The sequence below is a fragment of the Polynucleobacter sp. AP-Latsch-80-C2 genome, from assembly GCF_018882185.1.
Taxonomy (GTDB): Bacteria; Pseudomonadota; Gammaproteobacteria; order Burkholderiales; family Burkholderiaceae; genus Polynucleobacter.
Genome location: NZ_JACVOY010000005.1, coordinates 1 through 16,340, shown reverse-complemented (window position 1 = coordinate 16,340; position 16,340 = coordinate 1). Strand labels below are relative to the sequence as shown.

Sequence of the window (16,340 nt, the reverse complement as noted above, 5' to 3'; positions counted from 1 at the left end):
TTTATTCTCCGGAATGCACGCGTGCACCAGTGACAAAGTACGCTAACAAGTCATTACCAAAGCGATTGAGGTCAGCTACCAGCAACTTATTGGCGCGATTAATGGCATTAAAGCCAAGCACCGCAGGGATTGCCACTGCTAGACCCAGTGCGGTCATGATGAGGGCTTCACCAATTGGGCCTGCAACTTGGTCAATTTGAGCGCTACCTGAAGTACTAATCGAGATGAGTGCATGGTAGATGCCCCATACAGTTCCGAAGAGTCCAATAAAGGGGGCGGTAGCACCAGTCGAACCTAGAAAGGTGAGCCCCTTTTGCAATTTGGCTGCCACACCATCAATACTATTTTTAATGCTTCTAGCCATCCACTCGGAATAATTGAGTGTTTGCAATAACTCGCGATGGTTGGTCGCTTGGTTTTGATGATGATGTGATGCTTCAGTAGAAGCTTTGGCAATTTGATAGTAAGGATTATTAGCGTGATTGCTAAATACTTGAATGCCTTGCTCGAAAGAAGTGGCATGCCAAAACTTTTCCAGTTCAGGCGTCAGCTTGCGTAAATTACGCAAGTCCCAAAAGCGCGTGAGCAAAATGACCCAAGTCACAATCGAGCAAGTGAGTAGGGCAAGCGCAACAAAGCGAGTGATGGCATCGCCTTCGAGCCAAAGATTTGCTAAGCCAAATGGTGTATTCATGATGATTAATTCTTTAAATTAAATTTAATTAAAAGGTTAGTAGAAATTCTGGCGGGAGACCCATTGACCAAAAACGGTTTAAAGCGATAACGTTTGCCAATCTCTGTTGCAGCGCGATCCAATCTTGGAAAGGTGCTCGACTTGAGCATCGCTACCTCTTCAACTGCCCCCGTTTCATCAATAATGAGCTTCACAACAACATCACCTTGTTCTCCCGAGCGTTTTGAAAACGAGGGGTAGTAGGCATCAGCATCTGGCTGATAAACAACAACCAGTTTACCAATGTCGGTCTGAATAGGTGTGCCGCTTGCGCCACCTGTGGTGGCAGGAGCAACACTCGCATTGGGGAGGGTTGATTCACTCTTGTTGGGTGGGCTCGTTTGTGCCGATTGGGTCTGTTGCTGTGGCTGGGTTGGGGCAGGTTTCTCGGTCGATTTTTCATCTACCGTTTTCTTCTTCTGTTCTGGTTTTGGTTTTGGTGGGGGTGGTGCGGGCGGCTGCTGACTCTTATTGGCAGTATCAGGGCTCACTAGATTGGCCATGACCCGTGCATCATCATCAGTCTTAGTTGGTTTTGATGTCCAGTGTAAAAATTCGAGCGCAGGCAATGCATGTAAGAGTAGAACAATACCAATAATGATCCGCTCCGTTTTATTAAACGGCAGATGGGTATCTAGCTTGTGTAAGAAAGCATTCATCGAATGCTACTCAAAGATTTGGCTTGAATATGGTGCGAAGTCATATCGCTCGCCATTAATTCTTTGGCCATATTTAAGAGGCTTTGCTCGTCCTTGCTGCTAATAAAGGTAAGAGTACAAGACTGTGCAGCCCGCGAAGTTTTATCCTGCAACTCTAGTTGTCTTTTGAGTTGTCGTACGACTGCTTCACTAGTGTCAATGAGATTAATAGACTCACCGAGGAGTTTACGAATCGCTCTACGCAAAAATGGGTAGTGGGTGCAGCCTAAAACTAGGGTATCGGCCCCAGCATCTTGAATGGCTTCCAAGTGTTTGGCTAGCAACTCTAATGTTGCTTCGCTGTCGGCTTGACCGGCTTCAATGAGTGGCACTAAACCTGCGCCAGATTGTTTGATGAACTGACAGTTACTCGGTAGTGTTGCTAATAGCGCATTAAACTTATCGCTCTTTAAGGTGGCTTCAGTGGCCAAGACGCCCACTATGCCATTTTGTGTTTGCATGGATGCGGGCTTAATGCCGGGCTCGACACCAATCACCGGAATAGCCAAGGATTCACGAATCTCTTGAATACCTTCGGCAGTAGCGGTATTGCAGGCCACGACGATAGCATCGCATCCCTCATTTAATAACTGGGTACATAAGGCAAGGCTACGTGTGGCGATCCAATCGCTAGATCTCTCGCCATAGGGCGCATTCGCTGAATCAGCCAGATAGATGTAATCGTGTTGTGGAAGCTGACGCAGAGCCTCATCCAAAATGGATAAGCCTCCAACGCCAGAATCAAATACGCCAATAAGTGCCAATGGGAACTTTGTTAATTGACTGCTTATGCAATCTTGACTGGGATACCAGCAATTTTTGCCTGCCACTCGCGTGGACCCTCTTGGTGCATCGAGATACCTTCAGAGTTCACGGCAACAGTTACTGGCATATCTTTGACGTCAAATTCATAAATCGCTTCCATGCCAAGGTCTGCAAAGCCAACTATTTTAGAGGTTTGAATCGCCTTAGATACGAGGTAAGCGGCACCACCAACCGCCATCAAGTAAGCCGACTTATGTTTCTTAATCGCTTCGATTGCTTCTGGTCCACGTTCAGCTTTACCGATCATGGAAATTAAACCAGTCTTGGCAAGCATCATTTCAGTGAACTTATCCATACGAGTTGATGTGGTCGGACCAGCAGGACCAACGACTTCATCGCGCACTGGATCAACTGGACCAACGTAATAGATAACGCGATTTTTAAAGCTCACCGGTAATTCTTCGCCCTTGGCCAGCATGTCGGCAATACGCTTATGAGCAGCATCACGGCCAGTCAGAATTTTTCCATTCAGGAGCAGGGTCTCACCTGGTTTCCAGCTGGCTACTTCTGCTGGAGTTAAGGTATCTAAATTCACACGTTTGGATTTATTGACATCTGCCGTCCATGTGACATCGGGCCAATCTGATAAGGAGGGTGCCTCTAATTTAGCTGGACCATCGCCATGTAAATGGAAGTGAATGTGACGGGTGGCAGCACAGTTTGGAATCATTGCAACTGGGAGGGAGGCGGCGTGTGTTGGATATTCCATGATCTTGACATCTAATACTGTCGCAAGACCACCTAAGCCTTGTGCACCAATGCCCAGCTTATTGACTTTGTCATAGATCTCTAAGCGCAGCTCTTCGGCGCGCGTCTTTGCTCCACGGGTGATCAGTTCCTGAATGTCCACGGGGCCCATTAAGGACTCCTTAGCCATTAGCATGGCTTTTTCAGGAGTGCCACCAATACCAATTCCCAAAATGCCGGGAGGACACCAACCCGCACCCATGGTTGGAACAGTTTTGAGAACCCAGTCCACGATAGAGTCGGATGGGTTGAGCATGACCATCTTGGCTTTATTTTCTGAGCCACCACCTTTGGCAGCGCAAATCACTTCAACATCATCACCCGGGACGATTTCATAATGAATGACCGCAGGGGTGTTGTCACCCGTATTTTTACGTTTTCCGGCTGGATCAGAAAGAACGGAGGCGCGCAACATATTGTCTGGATTGAGGTAGGCACGGCGTACGCCTTCGTTCACCATATCAGTGACGCTCATCGTGGCATCTGGCCACTGAACATTCATACCAATCTTGAGGAATACCACTGCAATGCCGGTGTCTTGGCAGAGTGGGCGATGGCCTTCTGCGCACATGCGGCTATTGGTCAGGATTTGGGCAATCGCATCTTTGGCGCCATGACCTTCCTCTAGTTCATAAGCCCTACCCATGGCAGTAATGAAGTCCTTAGGGTGGTAGTAGGAAATGAACTGAAAGGCATCAGCAACGCTTTGGATGAGATCGTTTTGTTTGATATTTGTCATAGTTTTCGGTTAATTAGTAAGGTTTGCCCTATTTTAAGGGTTTGCCATAGAGCAAATCCCGAGTGTTTTCACTTATCTTCTAAGGTCTTGGAGGGTGAAAACCTCCATTTTGCGACATTTTGGCAAAAAATAGATGATTGATTATTAGATAGAGGGCTGTGAAGCATGGAACCATTAAAGCAAGAAACCCGCGTATTTAACCCACCAGCAGACTTCGTAAAAACTGCTGCTATTCCGGGTATGGAAGCCTATAACAAGCTTTGTGATGAAGCCAATAAAGATTATGACGCTTTTTGGGGTCGCCTTGCTAAAGAGAATATCTATTGGAAAAAGCCATTTACTAAAGTATTGGATGAGTCCAAAGCTCCTTTCTACAAGTGGTTCGAAGATGGCACTACCAATGCCTCATATAACTGTTTAGATCGCCAAGTTGAAGCTGGCTTAGGTGATAAGACTGCCATCATTTTTGAAGCAGATGACGGCACAGTCACTAAAGTCACTTACAAAGAGATGCTAGAGCGCGTTTGCAAAATGGCAAATGCCTTACGCAAGATGGGTGTTAAGTCTGGCGATAGCGTCATCATTTATATGGCAATGACCATCGAAGGCATTGTGGCGATGCAAGCTTGTGCTCGTATCGGTGCAATTCACTCTGTTGTGTTTGGCGGCTTCTCCGCCCAAGCTTTGCGTGATCGCATTATGGATGTTGGTGCGGTTGCGGTGATTACTGCTGATGGGCAGTTCCGCGGTGGTAAGGCATTGCCATTAAAAGCGATTTGTGATGAAGCACTATCAACAGGCGAGTGTCCTAAGGTTAAACATGTGATCGTCAGCAAGCGTACTGGTCTTGATATTCCAATGACGGCTGGTCGTGATGTTTGGATGCAAGAAATTGTGGCCAATGAATCTACAACCTGCGAGCCAGAGTGGGTCAGCGCTGAGCATCCATTATTTATTCTGTACACATCCGGTTCTACCGGCAAGCCAAAAGGCGTACAACATTCAACGGGTGGTTACCTCTTATGGGCAATCCTCACAATGAAGTGGACCTTTGATATCAAACCAAACGACGTTTTCTGGTGTACTGCTGATATTGGTTGGGTAACAGGTCACTCCTATATTACTTATGGCCCACTTGCAGTAGGCGCAACTGAGATTGTGTTTGAAGGTGTACCAACCTATCCAAATGCTGGCCGTTTCTGGGACATGATCCAAAAACACAAAGCCAGTATTTTCTACACAGCACCAACAGCGATTCGTTCCTTGATCAAAGCATCAAGTAATGATGAGGCAGTGCATCCAAAGAGTTATGACTTAACTTCATTACGTCTCTTGGGTTCTGTAGGCGAGCCAATTAATCCTGAAGCTTGGATGTGGTACTACGAGAATGTCGGTGGCTCACGTTGTCCGATCGCCGATACATTCTGGCAAACCGAAACTGGTGGTCATATGATTTCTCCATTGCCAGGTGCGACACCAATGATTCCAGGTTCATGCACCTTACCATTGCCTGGTATCCAAGCGGCTATTGTTGATGAAGCGGGCGTGGATGTGCCAAACGGTCAGGGCGGTATTTTGGTTGTTAAGCGTCCATGGCCTTCCATGATTCGTACTATTTGGAATGATGCCGATCGTTTTGTGAAGTCTTATTTCCCAGAAGAGTTGGGCGGCACTTTATACCTCGCGGGTGATGGTGCAATTCGTAACAAAGATACGGGTTACTTCACTATTACTGGCCGTATCGATGACGTATTAAACGTTTCTGGTCACCGTATGGGCACAATGGAAATCGAATCTTGCTTGGTAGCTAACCCATTGGTTGCTGAAGCAGCTGTGGTTGGTCGTCCAGATGATTTGACTGGTGAGGCAATTTGCGTATTCGTAGTTCTGAAGGGTGGTCGCCCAACAGGTGACGATGCCAAAAAGCTTGCAACTGAGTTGCGTAACTGGGTTGGTAAAGAAATTGGCCCCATTGCTAAACCGAAAGATGTGCGCTTTGGGGATAACTTGCCTAAGACCCGTTCCGGCAAGATCATGCGTCGCTTACTGCGTGTGATTGCTAAGGGCGAGGAAGTAACTCAAGACACCTCTACTTTGGAAAACCCACACATCTTGGATCAGCTCAAAGAGTCGCTATAAGCCAGATTTATTAGGGTTTGGGGCAAAACCCTTTCCGCAATCGTATAATCATTGTTTCGGAAGGGTGGATGAGCGGTTTAAGTCACACGCCTGGAAAGCGTGCGTAGGTTAATAGCCTACCGCGGGTTCGAATCCCGCCTCTTCCGCCAGCAGTAATCAAAACCACCTTCGGGTGGTTTTTTGTTTTTCAAATCCCGTAATATTCGACTAGGATATAACCAACAATGGAGACAAAATGATATTTGCAATATTACTAATGGATCGCCCAGGTGCTGGCGAGTTACGAATTCAAATCAGACCAGAGCATCGCGCTTATCTTGCGCAGCTAGCCGATCGCATGGCCTTTGCAGGGCCTTTAATGTCTGATGATGGCAAGACTCCTATTGGAAGTTTATTGGCCATTGATTTTGCAAGTAGGGCAGATGTAGAGGCTTGGTTAAAGGATGAGCCCTATACCAAAGCTGGCGTGTACGAAAAGCCAGTAATCCATGCCTTTAATAATATGTGGGCGCAAAAGATGGGCTTCCCACCAGCATAAAGACTGAGATTTCTTTTAATCCCAAGCAAGAAAAAAGCCACTATTAAAGTGGCTTTTTATTTTGTGCAGAATGAGTAGATTAAATCGGCTTAATCTCCAGCTTTCTAAATTTGATCGTACCGCCAGCGGATTGCAAGGCAATAGGACCATCTGCAAATTTACTGTCTTTTCCTTCGGAAGTGACTACGCCATTGAGTGATACCTTGAACTGCGAACCATTGGCAACGATTTCCATCGTGTTCCAGCGTCCACCTGCTTTATGGATTGGATTGACTTTAGCGACATCCACAATGGCACCAGTCGAATACTCTTGTCCTGGGCGTGTATCCCAAATATTGACTTCATAGGAGCTTGCGGCGCTGACTTTTGCGGGATCTTGGCAGCGAATAAAGATGCCGCTATTGGTGTTTGATTCTGCCCAAAACTCTGCGCGAATAATAAAGTTCTTGTAGCTTTTGCTGCTTACCAAAAATCCTGCGGGCTTATTACTTTCAATCATCCCTTTGCCAATAGCCCAGTCTGCATTACCTGTGATGTTCCAGCCATCCAGGCTGACACCATCAATCAGCTGGGTATAACCATCCTGGGATTGGGCGCACACATTTGTGGCTGATAGTAGGGCGGCGCTAATAGAAAAGACAACTGCGGCAAACCGACGGTGGATTGATCTCATGGGGGGGCTCTCCTGACTAAGTAATTTTTTATTCTGTATTTGCTACTGGGTCCTATTGTTGCTGAGTTTGTGTAGGTATGACAAGTAAACGCTTTCCCTTAACTTTGCGCCCAGAATCCAGTAGACTTGAGGCATGAAATCTACAAAAATGCGCATTCTTTTTGCATCTACGCTATCTCTTGTCCTGCTCTCGGCTTGCAGCTCGATTGAATCTTCAGCCCAAGAGGATTGCACTTCCATTGGCTGGCAGATTGGGACGCCGGGATATAACGATTGCTACCGCGCACGTCTGTACGAACGCAGGCTGGATTATTCCCTCCCGCCAGGCGATCGACCTAGACCCTCTCTGATTTAACCTAGGGTTTACCCTTAGTCTAATCCCTTGAGCGCCGTCAAGGACTTAGGGGATGAAATCACTCAAAATCAGGTGTTGTTTGATCAAGAAGGGCTTTAGAAACATCCTTTTGGATGATGTTTTTTCTTGATTAAATAAGAACAATGAATAAATAGCTTGGTGCGTAATGCGGCAGGCAAATAATTAGAGACTACATGTTATGAATCACCCCAAGCCTTCTGGAGAAGTCAACGCTGTTGCGGTAGCGACTGCTGACGATCTGAGGGAGACTATTCGTCGTAAAAGCAAACTGAAAGGACGTCAGGCGGATGATGCCTCCTTAGCGGAAGTGCGACGTCTCATTGGCAGTGCACCGCACCGTCGTGATTTGCTGATTGAAAACTTACATAAACTAAATGATGCATATCGCGCCTTGCACGACCATCATTTAGTAGCCCTTGCCAAGGAAATGAATTTGCCAATGGCTGAGGTTTATGAAGTGGCGACTTTCTACCACCACTTTGAAGTAGTGCGTGGCAATGATACTGTTGCTGATATTACTGTTCGTGTGTGTGATGGAGTTTCGTGCGAATTAGCAGGAGCAAAAAATCTCTTAGCCAAATTGCCAGCAATTTTGGGCAACGATAAAATTAAAGTAGTTGCTGCTCCTTGTGTTGGACGTTGTGAGCAAGCTCCAGTAGCCGTCGTTCATCAATACCCAGTTCTATTTGCTACTGCTGAGAAAGTTGCAGCCGCAGTACAAAACAATCTAACAACGCAACCATTGGCTGTTGATGATGCGGATTTTGAGCCAGGAACATTAGCTGAGAAGGGCGTTTCTCCGCAGGGAGATGATCAAGTGGTTTCGCCTGCTTATGTTGGCTATGAATCGTATTGCGCACAAGGTGGTTATGCCTTAGCTAAAGAAATTTCTAGTGGCAAGAAAGATGCCGAGAGCATTATCAAGGCCATGGAAAATTCTGGCTTGCGCGGTCTTGGCGGCGCAGGTTTCCCTGCTGGTCGTAAGTGGCGCATTGTGAAAGATCAAGTAGCTCCGAAGTTGATGGCAGTAAACATTGACGAGGGTGAGCCGGGTACTTTTAAAGACCGTACTTATTTAGAGCGTGATCCCCATCGTTTCTTAGAGGGCTTACTCATTGCTGCCAAAGTCGTAGGCATTGATGCTTGCTATATCTACTTACGCGATGAATACCATGGCTGCCGTGAATTGCTTGAGACAGAATTGGCGAAGCTAAAGGCGAATCCACCATTCCCATTGCCAACGATTGAATTGCGTCGTGGAGCAGGTGCTTACATCTGTGGTGAAGAATCTGCCATGATCGAAAGTATCGAAGGCAAGCGTGGTGAGCCCCGTATGCGTCCTCCGTACATTGCGCAAGTCGGTTTGTTTGGTAGACCAACGCTTGAGCACAATTTCGAAACCCTGTATTGGGTGCGCGATATCGTGCAACGTGGACCAGAATGGTTTAGCTCTTTTGGTCGCCATGATCGCAAAGGCTTGCGAAGCTTTAGTGTCAGTGGGCGCGTGAATAAGCCCGGCGTAAAGCTGGCTCCAGCAGGAATCACGATTCAAGAGTTGATCGATGAATATTGTGGCGGCATGCAAGCGGGCCATCAGTTTTATGGTTACTTACCAGGTGGTGCATCTGGCGGTATCTTGCCTGCAACGATGAATGACATTCCGCTCGACTTTGATACTTTGCAGCCTTATGGATGCTTTATTGGTTCTGCAGCGGTGGTGGTCTTTAGTAATCAAGATAAGGCACGTGATGTTGCCCTCAATGTGATGCACTTCTTTGAGCATGAGAGTTGTGGCCAATGCACCCCATGCCGCGTGGGTACTGGAAAAGCTGCCAAGCTCATGCAAGCTAAGTCTTGGGATCAATCTACTTTAGAAGATTTAGCCACTGTGATGGTCGATGCTTCTATTTGTGGCTTAGGACAAGCTGCACCGAATCCGATTCGCTGTATTCATAAATATTTCCCGCAAGAAGTTGCCTAAAACTAGGGAAAGACAAAAAGAACATGAACGCACCAACCAATTCCAAAGAGCTTGAACTACAAACAGTCGAGTTCAAATTAGATGGCCAAACCATCGTTTCCTACGAAGGCGAGACTATTCTCAAGGCAGCTAAACGCCATGGGATCGATATTCCCCATCTCTGTTTTAAAGATGGCTATCGCCCTGATGGTAATTGCCGTGCTTGCGTAGTCGAAATCAATGGCGAGCGCACTTTAGCCCCGAGTTGCTGCCGAAGCGCAACTCCCGGCATGGAAGTCAAAGCCAATAGCGAGCGTGCTCTAAAGAGCCAAAAACTCGTTTTAGAGATGTTGCTCTCGGATATGCCAGATGAAGGCTTTAAGTGGGTTGGCGATAGCAAAGAGCAAGAACAAAAAAATCAACATGGCGAATTAAGTACTTGGGCGGCACGCCTGGATGTGACTGTGCGTCCAGAGTTGAAGGCCTTACGTCGTGACAAAGTCAGTGCAGATATTTCTCATCCGGCAATGGCTGTCAATTTAGATGCTTGCATTCAATGCAATCGTTGCGTTAGAGCCTGTCGTGAAGAGCAGGTCAACGATGTGATCGGTTACGCCATGCGTGGTGGTCATAGCGAAATCGTTTTTGATCTCAATGATCCCATGGGTGATAGCACCTGCGTTGCTTGTGGCGAGTGTGTGCAAGCCTGCCCAACCGGCGCTTTAATGCCTAAGGGGTTAATTGGTTCGCAAACAGTGGATCGTAAAGTCGATTCTGTATGCCCATTCTGCGGAGTAGGTTGCCAGATTACCTATAACGTTAAAGATGACAAGATTGTGAGCGTTGATGGTCGTGATGGTCCTGCCAATCACAATCGTTTATGCGTCAAAGGTCGCTTTGGTATGGACTATATTCATAGCCCACAGCGCCTAACTAAACCGCTCATTCGTAAACCGGGTGTTCCGAAGGATGAGACGGCAACCCAGAATCCTCAAGATTGGTCCAATATATTCCGTGAGGCAACTTGGGAAGAGGCACTAGAGCTTGCTGGTGGAAAACTCAAAGCGCTTAAAGATAAACATGGTTTAAAAGTATTGGCTGGCTTTGGTTCGGCTAAAGGCAGCAATGAAGAAGCTTATCTATTTCAAAAATTAGTACGCACGGGCTTTGGCAATAACAACGTCGACCATTGCACGCGTCTTTGTCATGCATCCTCTGTAGCCGCATTGCTAGAGGGCGTAGGTTCTGGAGCGGTAAGTAATCAAGTAAATGATGTAGAGCACTCGAGCATGATTATGTTGATTGGATCTAATCCAACAGCGAACCATCCTGTTGCTGCAACTTGGTTTAAAAATGCTGCCAAACGTGGTGCCAAGATCGTCCTTTGTGATCCACGCATGACTGATATTAGTAAGCATGCTTGGCGCACAATGCAATTTAAGCCTGATACTGACGTGGCGATGCTCAATGCCATGATCTATACGATCATTGAAGAAGGTTTGGCGGATCAAAACTTCATTAAAGAGCGTGCCAATAACTTTGAGGCTCTCAAAGAAAATATCAAGGGCTACAGCCCTGAAGCGATGGCACCGATCTGCGGCATTCCGGCAGAAACCTTGCGCGAAGTTGCTCGAGAGTTTGCTACTACCAAGTCAGCGATGATTCTGTGGGGTATGGGCGTCAGTCAGCACGTGCATGGCACGGATAACGCGCGTTGCTTAATTGCCTTAGTCAGTATTACCGGTCAAATTGGTAAGCCTGGATCTGGACTGCATCCATTGCGCGGACAAAATAACGTTCAGGGCGCCAGTGATGCTGGTTTGATTCCGATGATGTTCCCAAATTACCAACGTGTAGACCATGATGCGGCACATGCCTGGTTTGAGGATTTTTGGCATACCAAGCTTGATAAAAAGCCGGGCTATACCGTGGTGGAGATCATGCACAAGATCACTGCTCCTGATAGCGATCCCGATAAGATTCGCGGTATGTATGTAGAAGGTGAGAACCCGGCGATGAGCGATCCCGATTTAAATCACGCTCGTCATGCGCTCGCTTCATTGGAGCACTTGGTTGTTCAAGATATCTTCATGACTGAAACGGCGCTCTTAGCTGACGTGGTTTTGCCAGCAAGTGCTTGGCCTGAAAAGGTGGGCACTGCGAGCAATACCGACCGCATGGTGCAGATGGGTAAGAAGGCGATTAACCCTCCTGGGGATGCCAAGCCTGATCTGTGGATTATTCAGCAGATTGCAAAACGCATGGGTCTGGATTGGAATTACCAAGGCCCTGATGATGGTGTAGCAGAAGTCTATGACGAAATGCGTCTGGCGATGCATGCTGCGATCAAGGGCATCACATGGGAACGTCTTGAAAAAGAATCTAGCGTTACCTATCCTTGTTTGTCTGAAGAAGACCCAGGTCGTCCAATCGTGTTTGATGATCACTTCGCTACTATTGATGGCAAAGTCAAACTAGTACCTGCCGATATCATTCCGGCTAATGAACGACCCGATGCTGATTATCCATTTGTCTTAATTACGGGACGCCAGTTAGAGCATTGGCATACCGGCAGTATGACCAGAAGGGCAACGATCTTGGATGCGATTGAGCCTATGGCTACCGTTTCCATGCATGGTGAAGATATGACACAGCTCGGAATTGTTGCTGGTGATGTCATTACAGTCCAATCTCGTCGCGGCGAAGTCGGCATTCATGTACGTAGAGATGACGGCACACCAAGAGGTGTGGTCTTCATTCCATTTGCTTACTATGAGGCAGCAGCCAACCTCATTACCAATGCGGCCCTAGATCCATTTGGCAAGATTCCCGAGTTTAAGTACTGTGCGGTGAAACTCACCAAGGGAGGGCAAGCAGCACCAGTGATGGGGTATGGAACAAATGACCCTAAGCGACAGACTGTTGTCTCTCAATAGAAATCTACATTGATTGGAAAACAAAAGAGCTGCTTGATGCGGCTCTTTTGTTTTAATAACCACATTTCATTTATTACTACTTTTGTAGTAAAATAAAGCATTCGGGAGACCACCATGGGCATGCCAGTCAGAATCGATGATGATTTGTATGAGTTAGCTAAATTAGAAGCTAAGGCCGAACATCGCACTATTGCTGGCCAAATAGAGTTCTGGGCTACGGTAGGGCGTGCCGCAATAGATAATCCTGATCTCCCTGTCTCCTTCATCATAGATTCTTTGGCTTCCATGGCTGAACCAAGGGATCAAGGTACACCCTTTATTCCCCGCTCTAGGAAGGCCTAATGGCGCATGCAATTATTCAAATGCGGCGCTTTGCAAGACAATACAAGAAATTAAATGACAATACTGCTAGAGATGTTGATGAAGCTGTAGTCCAAGTCTCCAAAAAACCCTCCCTTGGGGAAAGGAAGAGGGGCGACCTATCTGATTTGAGGGTTTATAAATTTAAAAGCAAAACTCAGCTTTATTTGCTTGGTTATACGGTTAGCGAAGGGTTAAGGTTGATTTATCTAGAGGCCATAGGACCCCATGAAAACTTTTATCGAGATCTTAAGGTCTAGCTAACCGACGTTTTTATGATTTGCCCTTTAGAATGATCTCTCTATGGCTAGTTCAAAACCCTCACCCAGCTCACCAGACGCAAAAGCAGATCTGCCGGTCCTCATTATTGGCGCTGGTCTAGCAGGTTTAACTGTTGCGTTGCATATGGCAGAGACTCAACCCGTCATTGTGATGGCCAAACGGGGTTTGGGCGAAGCGGCAACTGCCTGGGCGCAGGGCGGCATTGTTGGAGTGGTGGATAAGGAGCATGACAGCATTGATTCTCATGTGGCTGATACCTTAGATGCTGGAGCTGGACTAGTCGTTGAGTCAACCGCCCGTTACATTGCTGAAGAAAGTGCAGAAGCCATTCGATGGTTGGTAGATCAGGGCGTTCCTTTTACCACTGATGAATCTGGTCCAATGGGCTTGCATCTCACTCGAGAGGGTGGTCATAGTCATCGTCGTATTGCTCACGCTGCTGATGCTACTGGCAAAGCGATTCATGAAGTGCTTTTAGATAAAGCACGTGCCCACAAGAATATTCAATTACTAGAGCATTGGATTGCGCTAGATCTCATTACCAATCGGCATTTGGATGTTAAGACCCAAAGAACAAAACCAAATCGTTGTTATGGGGTTTATGCACTGGATATTAAAAATAACCGTGTAGAAACGATTGCCGCTAAGTCGGTTGTATTGGCAACGGGTGGAGTGGGTAAGGTTTATCGCTACACCAGCAACCCCGATACCGCAACAGGCGATGGTATTGCGATGGCTTGGCGTGCAGGTTGTCGTGTGGGCAATATGGAATTTATTCAATTTCATCCAACCTGCCTGTATCACCCGAGTGACCGTACCTTCCTGATTACCGAAGCCATGCGCGGTGAAGGTGGTTTATTAAAGCTACCAGATGGCACGCGCTTTATGTCTGAGCATGATGATCGTAACGAGCTTGCTCCACGCGATATCGTAGCTAGAGCCATCGACTTTGAGATGAAGAAGCACGGTTTGGATTATGTGCATCTAGATGCAACCCATTTAGGCGAAGCTTTTATCAAAGAGCACTTCCCCATGATTTATGCCCGCTGCTTAACTCTAGGTCTGGACATTACCAAAGAACCAATTCCAGTAGTGCCTGCTGCGCACTACACCTGTGGTGGTGTAGTGACTGACCTTAAAGGTCGCACTGACTTGCCGGGACTGTATGCAGTAGGCGAAGCAACCTATACAGGATTGCATGGTGCTAATCGTTTGGCAAGCAACTCCTTGTTAGAGTGCGTGGTGATTGGTAAGGCGGCGGCACAAGATATCTCCGAACTTAAAACACCAGTTCTGCCAAATCTTCCCTTATGGGATGAGAGTCAAGTGGAGGATGCAGATGAGCAAGTGGTTATTGCCCATAACTGGGATGAATTACGTTCGCTGATGTGGAATTACGTTGGTATTGTGAGAACGAATCGACGTCTAGAGCGGGCTCTGCATCGTATTAAGCTATTGCGATACGAAGTCCAAGAGTATTACGCGAACTTTAAAGTCACGCGCGATTTGATTGAGTTGCGTAACTTATTAGAGTGCGCAGAACTCATCGTTCGCTCGGCCTTAATGCGCCGCGAGAGTAGGGGGCTGCATTACAGTCGTGACTACCCTGGAACCTGGGCCGTTTCTTATCCAACCATTCTGACACCGCAGGCTGAAGGTAATTCAGAAGGTTCAGAGACATAAACTATTTATAGATCGCCTTAAATGCTGCGGAGAATCTCATGAGCGGTTTTAAAGAGGATGTTACTGAGCACTTATCAGCGCTCTATCAAACAGTGGCTGACGAAGTTGGTGGTTGGTTTAGTCTCCTCAGAGAAATCTGGCCATTGGTGGCGTTGCTACTTGTAGGTTTACTTGTCCTGATCTGGTTTGCTAAGCCAGCGCCCCCAACAAAAGTGTTAATGGCCACTGGCACTGGTGGATCCTATCGCGTGCTAGGCGAAAAATATCAAGCCTACTTTAAGACTAAGGGCATTCATCTTGAGTTGGTAGAGACCCATGGATCTCAGGAGAATCTACAGCACCTCATTGACCGTAAAGATCCGATTCAAGCGGCATTTGTGCAGGGTGGAACAATGTCTAATGAAGATGTGACTGGGGTTCAATCTCTCGGTAGCGTGGACTATGAGCCAGTGTGGATTTTCTATCGCAGTAACGCTTTTGATGAAAGCAAAAAAATACTGGATCGTGACATCATTAAATTGAGAATGGGTATAGGCCCAATCGGTAGCGGCACACATCTACAAGCAATCAATATCTTGAAACTCAATGGGCTATCTTCTAATGGACCCAATCTGATTTCCATGAATAATATTGATGGAGTGCATGCTCTAGAAAAGGGTGATTTAGATGCATTGATTTTGGTCGATGGTTTTGACTCTCCTAGTGTCCAGAGCCTCATTCTCAACCCTGATATTCGTTTAGCAAATTTCAAAAGGGCGGATGCTTATTCCCGTCTCATGACCTATTTTGAAGAATTAACCGTCCCGATGGGTGGTTTTAATTTAGCAAACAATATTCCTGCGCAACCAATCGATCTGATTTCGACGACAACCAACCTATTGATCGATGATCGTTTGCATCCCGCGATTCAGCTATTGTTTCTGGAGGCTGCAAAAGAGATTAATGGGGTGAAGAGTTATTTTTCTAAGGCTGGAGAATTTCCGTCCTATCGAAATAATGAGGTGCCACTGAGCGATGAGGCACGTTATTTCTATCAAAAGGGTACCCCGGCCCTGATGAAGTATTTGCCATTTTGGTTGGCTGAGTTTATTGAGCGGATGTTTATTTTGTTAGTACCCTTTGCAGCCTTTGCTTATCCCATTATTAAATCGATTCCAAACTATCGAGTGAACCTGGCTCGCAAACAAATTAACTCGATCTACAAAGAGCTAGAAAAATTTGAGCAAGCAACGATTGAAAATTTTGACCCCAATAAGCGTTATGAGTACATTGAAGTTCTGAACGAGATGGACGCAGGGTGGTGGAATCAAAAGCAGCTAAGCTTGTAACGGCAGACTGCTATACCCTCAGAAACAATATTGAATTTATTCGTAATGCGCTAAGTAAGCAGACTATATATAAAGGCAAGGAAGTCTAGCTCGGAATTTGACTTTGAACGAATAGTCCGAGGGAATGGATCCGAAGAGTCTATATAACGTCGAGCTTTTAGTTTAGGCAATTTGAAATAAAAGCGCCTAAGCTTATAACGTAGATTCAAACACGAAGTGCAACACGGTTTAAGGACTGCATAAATACTTCATTGGGGGTTTTAAATCCTAATCGTTTTCTAGGTCGGTTGTTTAAACGGTCTTGGATCATTCTAAGCTCCTTA

The 16,340-nt window shown here is 46.5% G+C and carries 14 protein-coding genes, 1 tRNA gene and 1 pseudogene; 10 read left to right on the top strand and 6 right to left on the bottom strand.

The window, feature by feature from the left end; genetic code table 11:
• Position 1: 1 nt before the first annotated feature.
• From ICN47_RS06705 to ICN47_RS06690, 4 genes are read right to left on the bottom strand one after another with little or no spacing between them, the layout of a single operon-like run.
• Entirely contained in the window at positions 2–694 is a 693-nt protein-coding gene (locus ICN47_RS06705; RefSeq protein ID WP_216219133.1) for a MotA/TolQ/ExbB proton channel family protein, read from the bottom strand.
• 5 nt (positions 695–699) lie between these two features.
• Entirely contained in the window at positions 700–1,392 is a 693-nt protein-coding gene (locus ICN47_RS06700; protein WP_216219131.1) for an energy transducer TonB, read from the bottom strand.
• On the bottom strand, positions 1,389–2,195 hold the full coding sequence (gene murI, locus ICN47_RS06695; RefSeq protein WP_216219130.1) for a glutamate racemase: 807 nt from the start codon (positions 2,193–2,195) through the stop codon (positions 1,389–1,391). Before murI ends, ICN47_RS06700 begins: the two co-directional genes overlap by 4 nt.
• A 23-nt stretch (positions 2,196–2,218) precedes the next feature.
• Positions 2,219–3,742, bottom strand: coding sequence for a fumarate hydratase (locus tag ICN47_RS06690; RefSeq protein WP_216219129.1), 1,524 nt, complete (start codon positions 3,740–3,742; stop codon positions 2,219–2,221).
• A gap of 165 nt (positions 3,743–3,907) precedes the next feature.
• Between ICN47_RS06690 and acs the strand changes: the two genes are divergently transcribed.
• The 3 genes from acs to ICN47_RS06675 all read left to right on the top strand — a co-directional run bounded on the left by acs (position 3,908) and on the right by ICN47_RS06675 (position 6,419).
• On the top strand, positions 3,908–5,881 hold the full coding sequence (gene acs / locus ICN47_RS06685) for an acetate--CoA ligase (RefSeq protein WP_216219128.1): 1,974 nt from the start codon (positions 3,908–3,910) through the stop codon (positions 5,879–5,881).
• Between the two features lie 58 nt (positions 5,882–5,939).
• Positions 5,940–6,030 (top strand) — tRNA-Ser (locus tag ICN47_RS06680).
• 86 nt (positions 6,031–6,116) lie between these two features.
• Positions 6,117–6,419 (top strand): YciI family protein, encoded by a 303-nt coding sequence (locus ICN47_RS06675; RefSeq protein ID WP_216219127.1) that lies wholly within the window; start codon positions 6,117–6,119, stop codon positions 6,417–6,419.
• Between the two features lie 79 nt (positions 6,420–6,498).
• Here ICN47_RS06675 and ICN47_RS06670 read toward each other — a convergent pair whose 3' ends face one another.
• Positions 6,499–7,092 carry a DUF1080 domain-containing protein gene (locus tag ICN47_RS06670; RefSeq protein ID WP_216219125.1) on the bottom strand — a complete coding sequence of 198 codons (594 nt, stop codon included), beginning with the start codon at positions 7,090–7,092 and terminating at the stop codon, positions 6,499–6,501.
• Between the two features lie 133 nt (positions 7,093–7,225).
• Between ICN47_RS06670 and ICN47_RS06665 the strand changes: the two genes are divergently transcribed.
• The 7 genes from ICN47_RS06665 (at position 7,226) to ICN47_RS06635 (ending at position 16,017) form a co-directional block, all read left to right on the top strand.
• Positions 7,226–7,447: a hypothetical protein gene (locus ICN47_RS06665; RefSeq protein ID WP_216219124.1), complete on the top strand. Its 222-nt coding sequence runs from the start codon at positions 7,226–7,228 to the stop codon at positions 7,445–7,447.
• Positions 7,448–7,646: 199 nt separating this feature from the next.
• Positions 7,647–9,449 (top strand): NADH-ubiquinone oxidoreductase-F iron-sulfur binding region domain-containing protein, encoded by a 1,803-nt coding sequence (locus tag ICN47_RS06660; RefSeq protein ID WP_216219123.1) that lies wholly within the window; start codon positions 7,647–7,649, stop codon positions 9,447–9,449.
• A 23-nt stretch (positions 9,450–9,472) separates the two neighbouring features.
• Positions 9,473–12,364, top strand: a complete 2,892-nt coding sequence (fdhF, locus tag ICN47_RS06655; protein ID WP_216219122.1) for a formate dehydrogenase subunit alpha — start codon at positions 9,473–9,475, stop codon at positions 12,362–12,364.
• Between the two features lie 120 nt (positions 12,365–12,484).
• Positions 12,485–12,706: a ParD-like family protein gene (locus tag ICN47_RS06650; RefSeq protein ID WP_255538955.1), complete on the top strand. Its 222-nt coding sequence runs from the start codon at positions 12,485–12,487 to the stop codon at positions 12,704–12,706.
• Positions 12,706–12,984 (top strand): type II toxin-antitoxin system RelE/ParE family toxin, encoded by a 279-nt coding sequence (locus ICN47_RS06645; RefSeq protein WP_216219120.1) that lies wholly within the window; start codon positions 12,706–12,708, stop codon positions 12,982–12,984. The genes ICN47_RS06650 and ICN47_RS06645 overlap by 1 nt, the downstream gene beginning before the upstream one ends.
• A 43-nt stretch (positions 12,985–13,027) precedes the next feature.
• Entirely contained in the window at positions 13,028–14,689 is a 1,662-nt protein-coding gene (nadB, locus tag ICN47_RS06640) for an L-aspartate oxidase (protein WP_216219119.1), read from the top strand.
• Between the two features lie 38 nt (positions 14,690–14,727).
• Positions 14,728–16,017 (top strand): TAXI family TRAP transporter solute-binding subunit, encoded by a 1,290-nt coding sequence (locus ICN47_RS06635; RefSeq protein WP_216219118.1) that lies wholly within the window; start codon positions 14,728–14,730, stop codon positions 16,015–16,017.
• A gap of 205 nt (positions 16,018–16,222) precedes the next feature.
• On the opposite strand, the pseudogene ICN47_RS12955 reads toward ICN47_RS06635, so the two are convergent.
• Positions 16,223–16,340: pseudogene (locus tag ICN47_RS12955) on the bottom strand (IS30 family transposase); the annotation flags it as partial.

Coding starts and splice junctions, on each gene's coding strand:
- ICN47_RS06670 (WP_216219125.1), bottom strand. CDS start 7,092: ATGAGATCAATCCACCGTCGGTTTGCCGCAGTTGTCTTTTCTATTAGC.
- ICN47_RS06650 (WP_255538955.1), top strand. CDS start 12,485: ATGCCAGTCAGAATCGATGATGATTTGTATGAGTTAGCTAAATTAGAA.
- ICN47_RS06690 (WP_216219129.1), bottom strand. CDS start 3,742: ATGACAAATATCAAACAAAACGATCTCATCCAAAGCGTTGCTGATGCC.
- nadB (WP_216219119.1), top strand. CDS start 13,028: ATGGCTAGTTCAAAACCCTCACCCAGCTCACCAGACGCAAAAGCAGAT.
- ICN47_RS06665 (WP_216219124.1), top strand. CDS start 7,226: ATGAAATCTACAAAAATGCGCATTCTTTTTGCATCTACGCTATCTCTT.
- ICN47_RS06660 (WP_216219123.1), top strand. CDS start 7,647: ATGAATCACCCCAAGCCTTCTGGAGAAGTCAACGCTGTTGCGGTAGCG.
- ICN47_RS06635 (WP_216219118.1), top strand. CDS start 14,728: ATGAGCGGTTTTAAAGAGGATGTTACTGAGCACTTATCAGCGCTCTAT.
- acs (WP_216219128.1), top strand. CDS start 3,908: ATGGAACCATTAAAGCAAGAAACCCGCGTATTTAACCCACCAGCAGAC.
- ICN47_RS06700 (WP_216219131.1), bottom strand. CDS start 1,392: ATGAATGCTTTCTTACACAAGCTAGATACCCATCTGCCGTTTAATAAA.
- ICN47_RS06675 (WP_216219127.1), top strand. CDS start 6,117: ATGATATTTGCAATATTACTAATGGATCGCCCAGGTGCTGGCGAGTTA.
- ICN47_RS06645 (WP_216219120.1), top strand. CDS start 12,706: ATGGCGCATGCAATTATTCAAATGCGGCGCTTTGCAAGACAATACAAG.
- fdhF (WP_216219122.1), top strand. CDS start 9,473: ATGAACGCACCAACCAATTCCAAAGAGCTTGAACTACAAACAGTCGAG.
- ICN47_RS06705 (WP_216219133.1), bottom strand. CDS start 694: ATGAATACACCATTTGGCTTAGCAAATCTTTGGCTCGAAGGCGATGCC.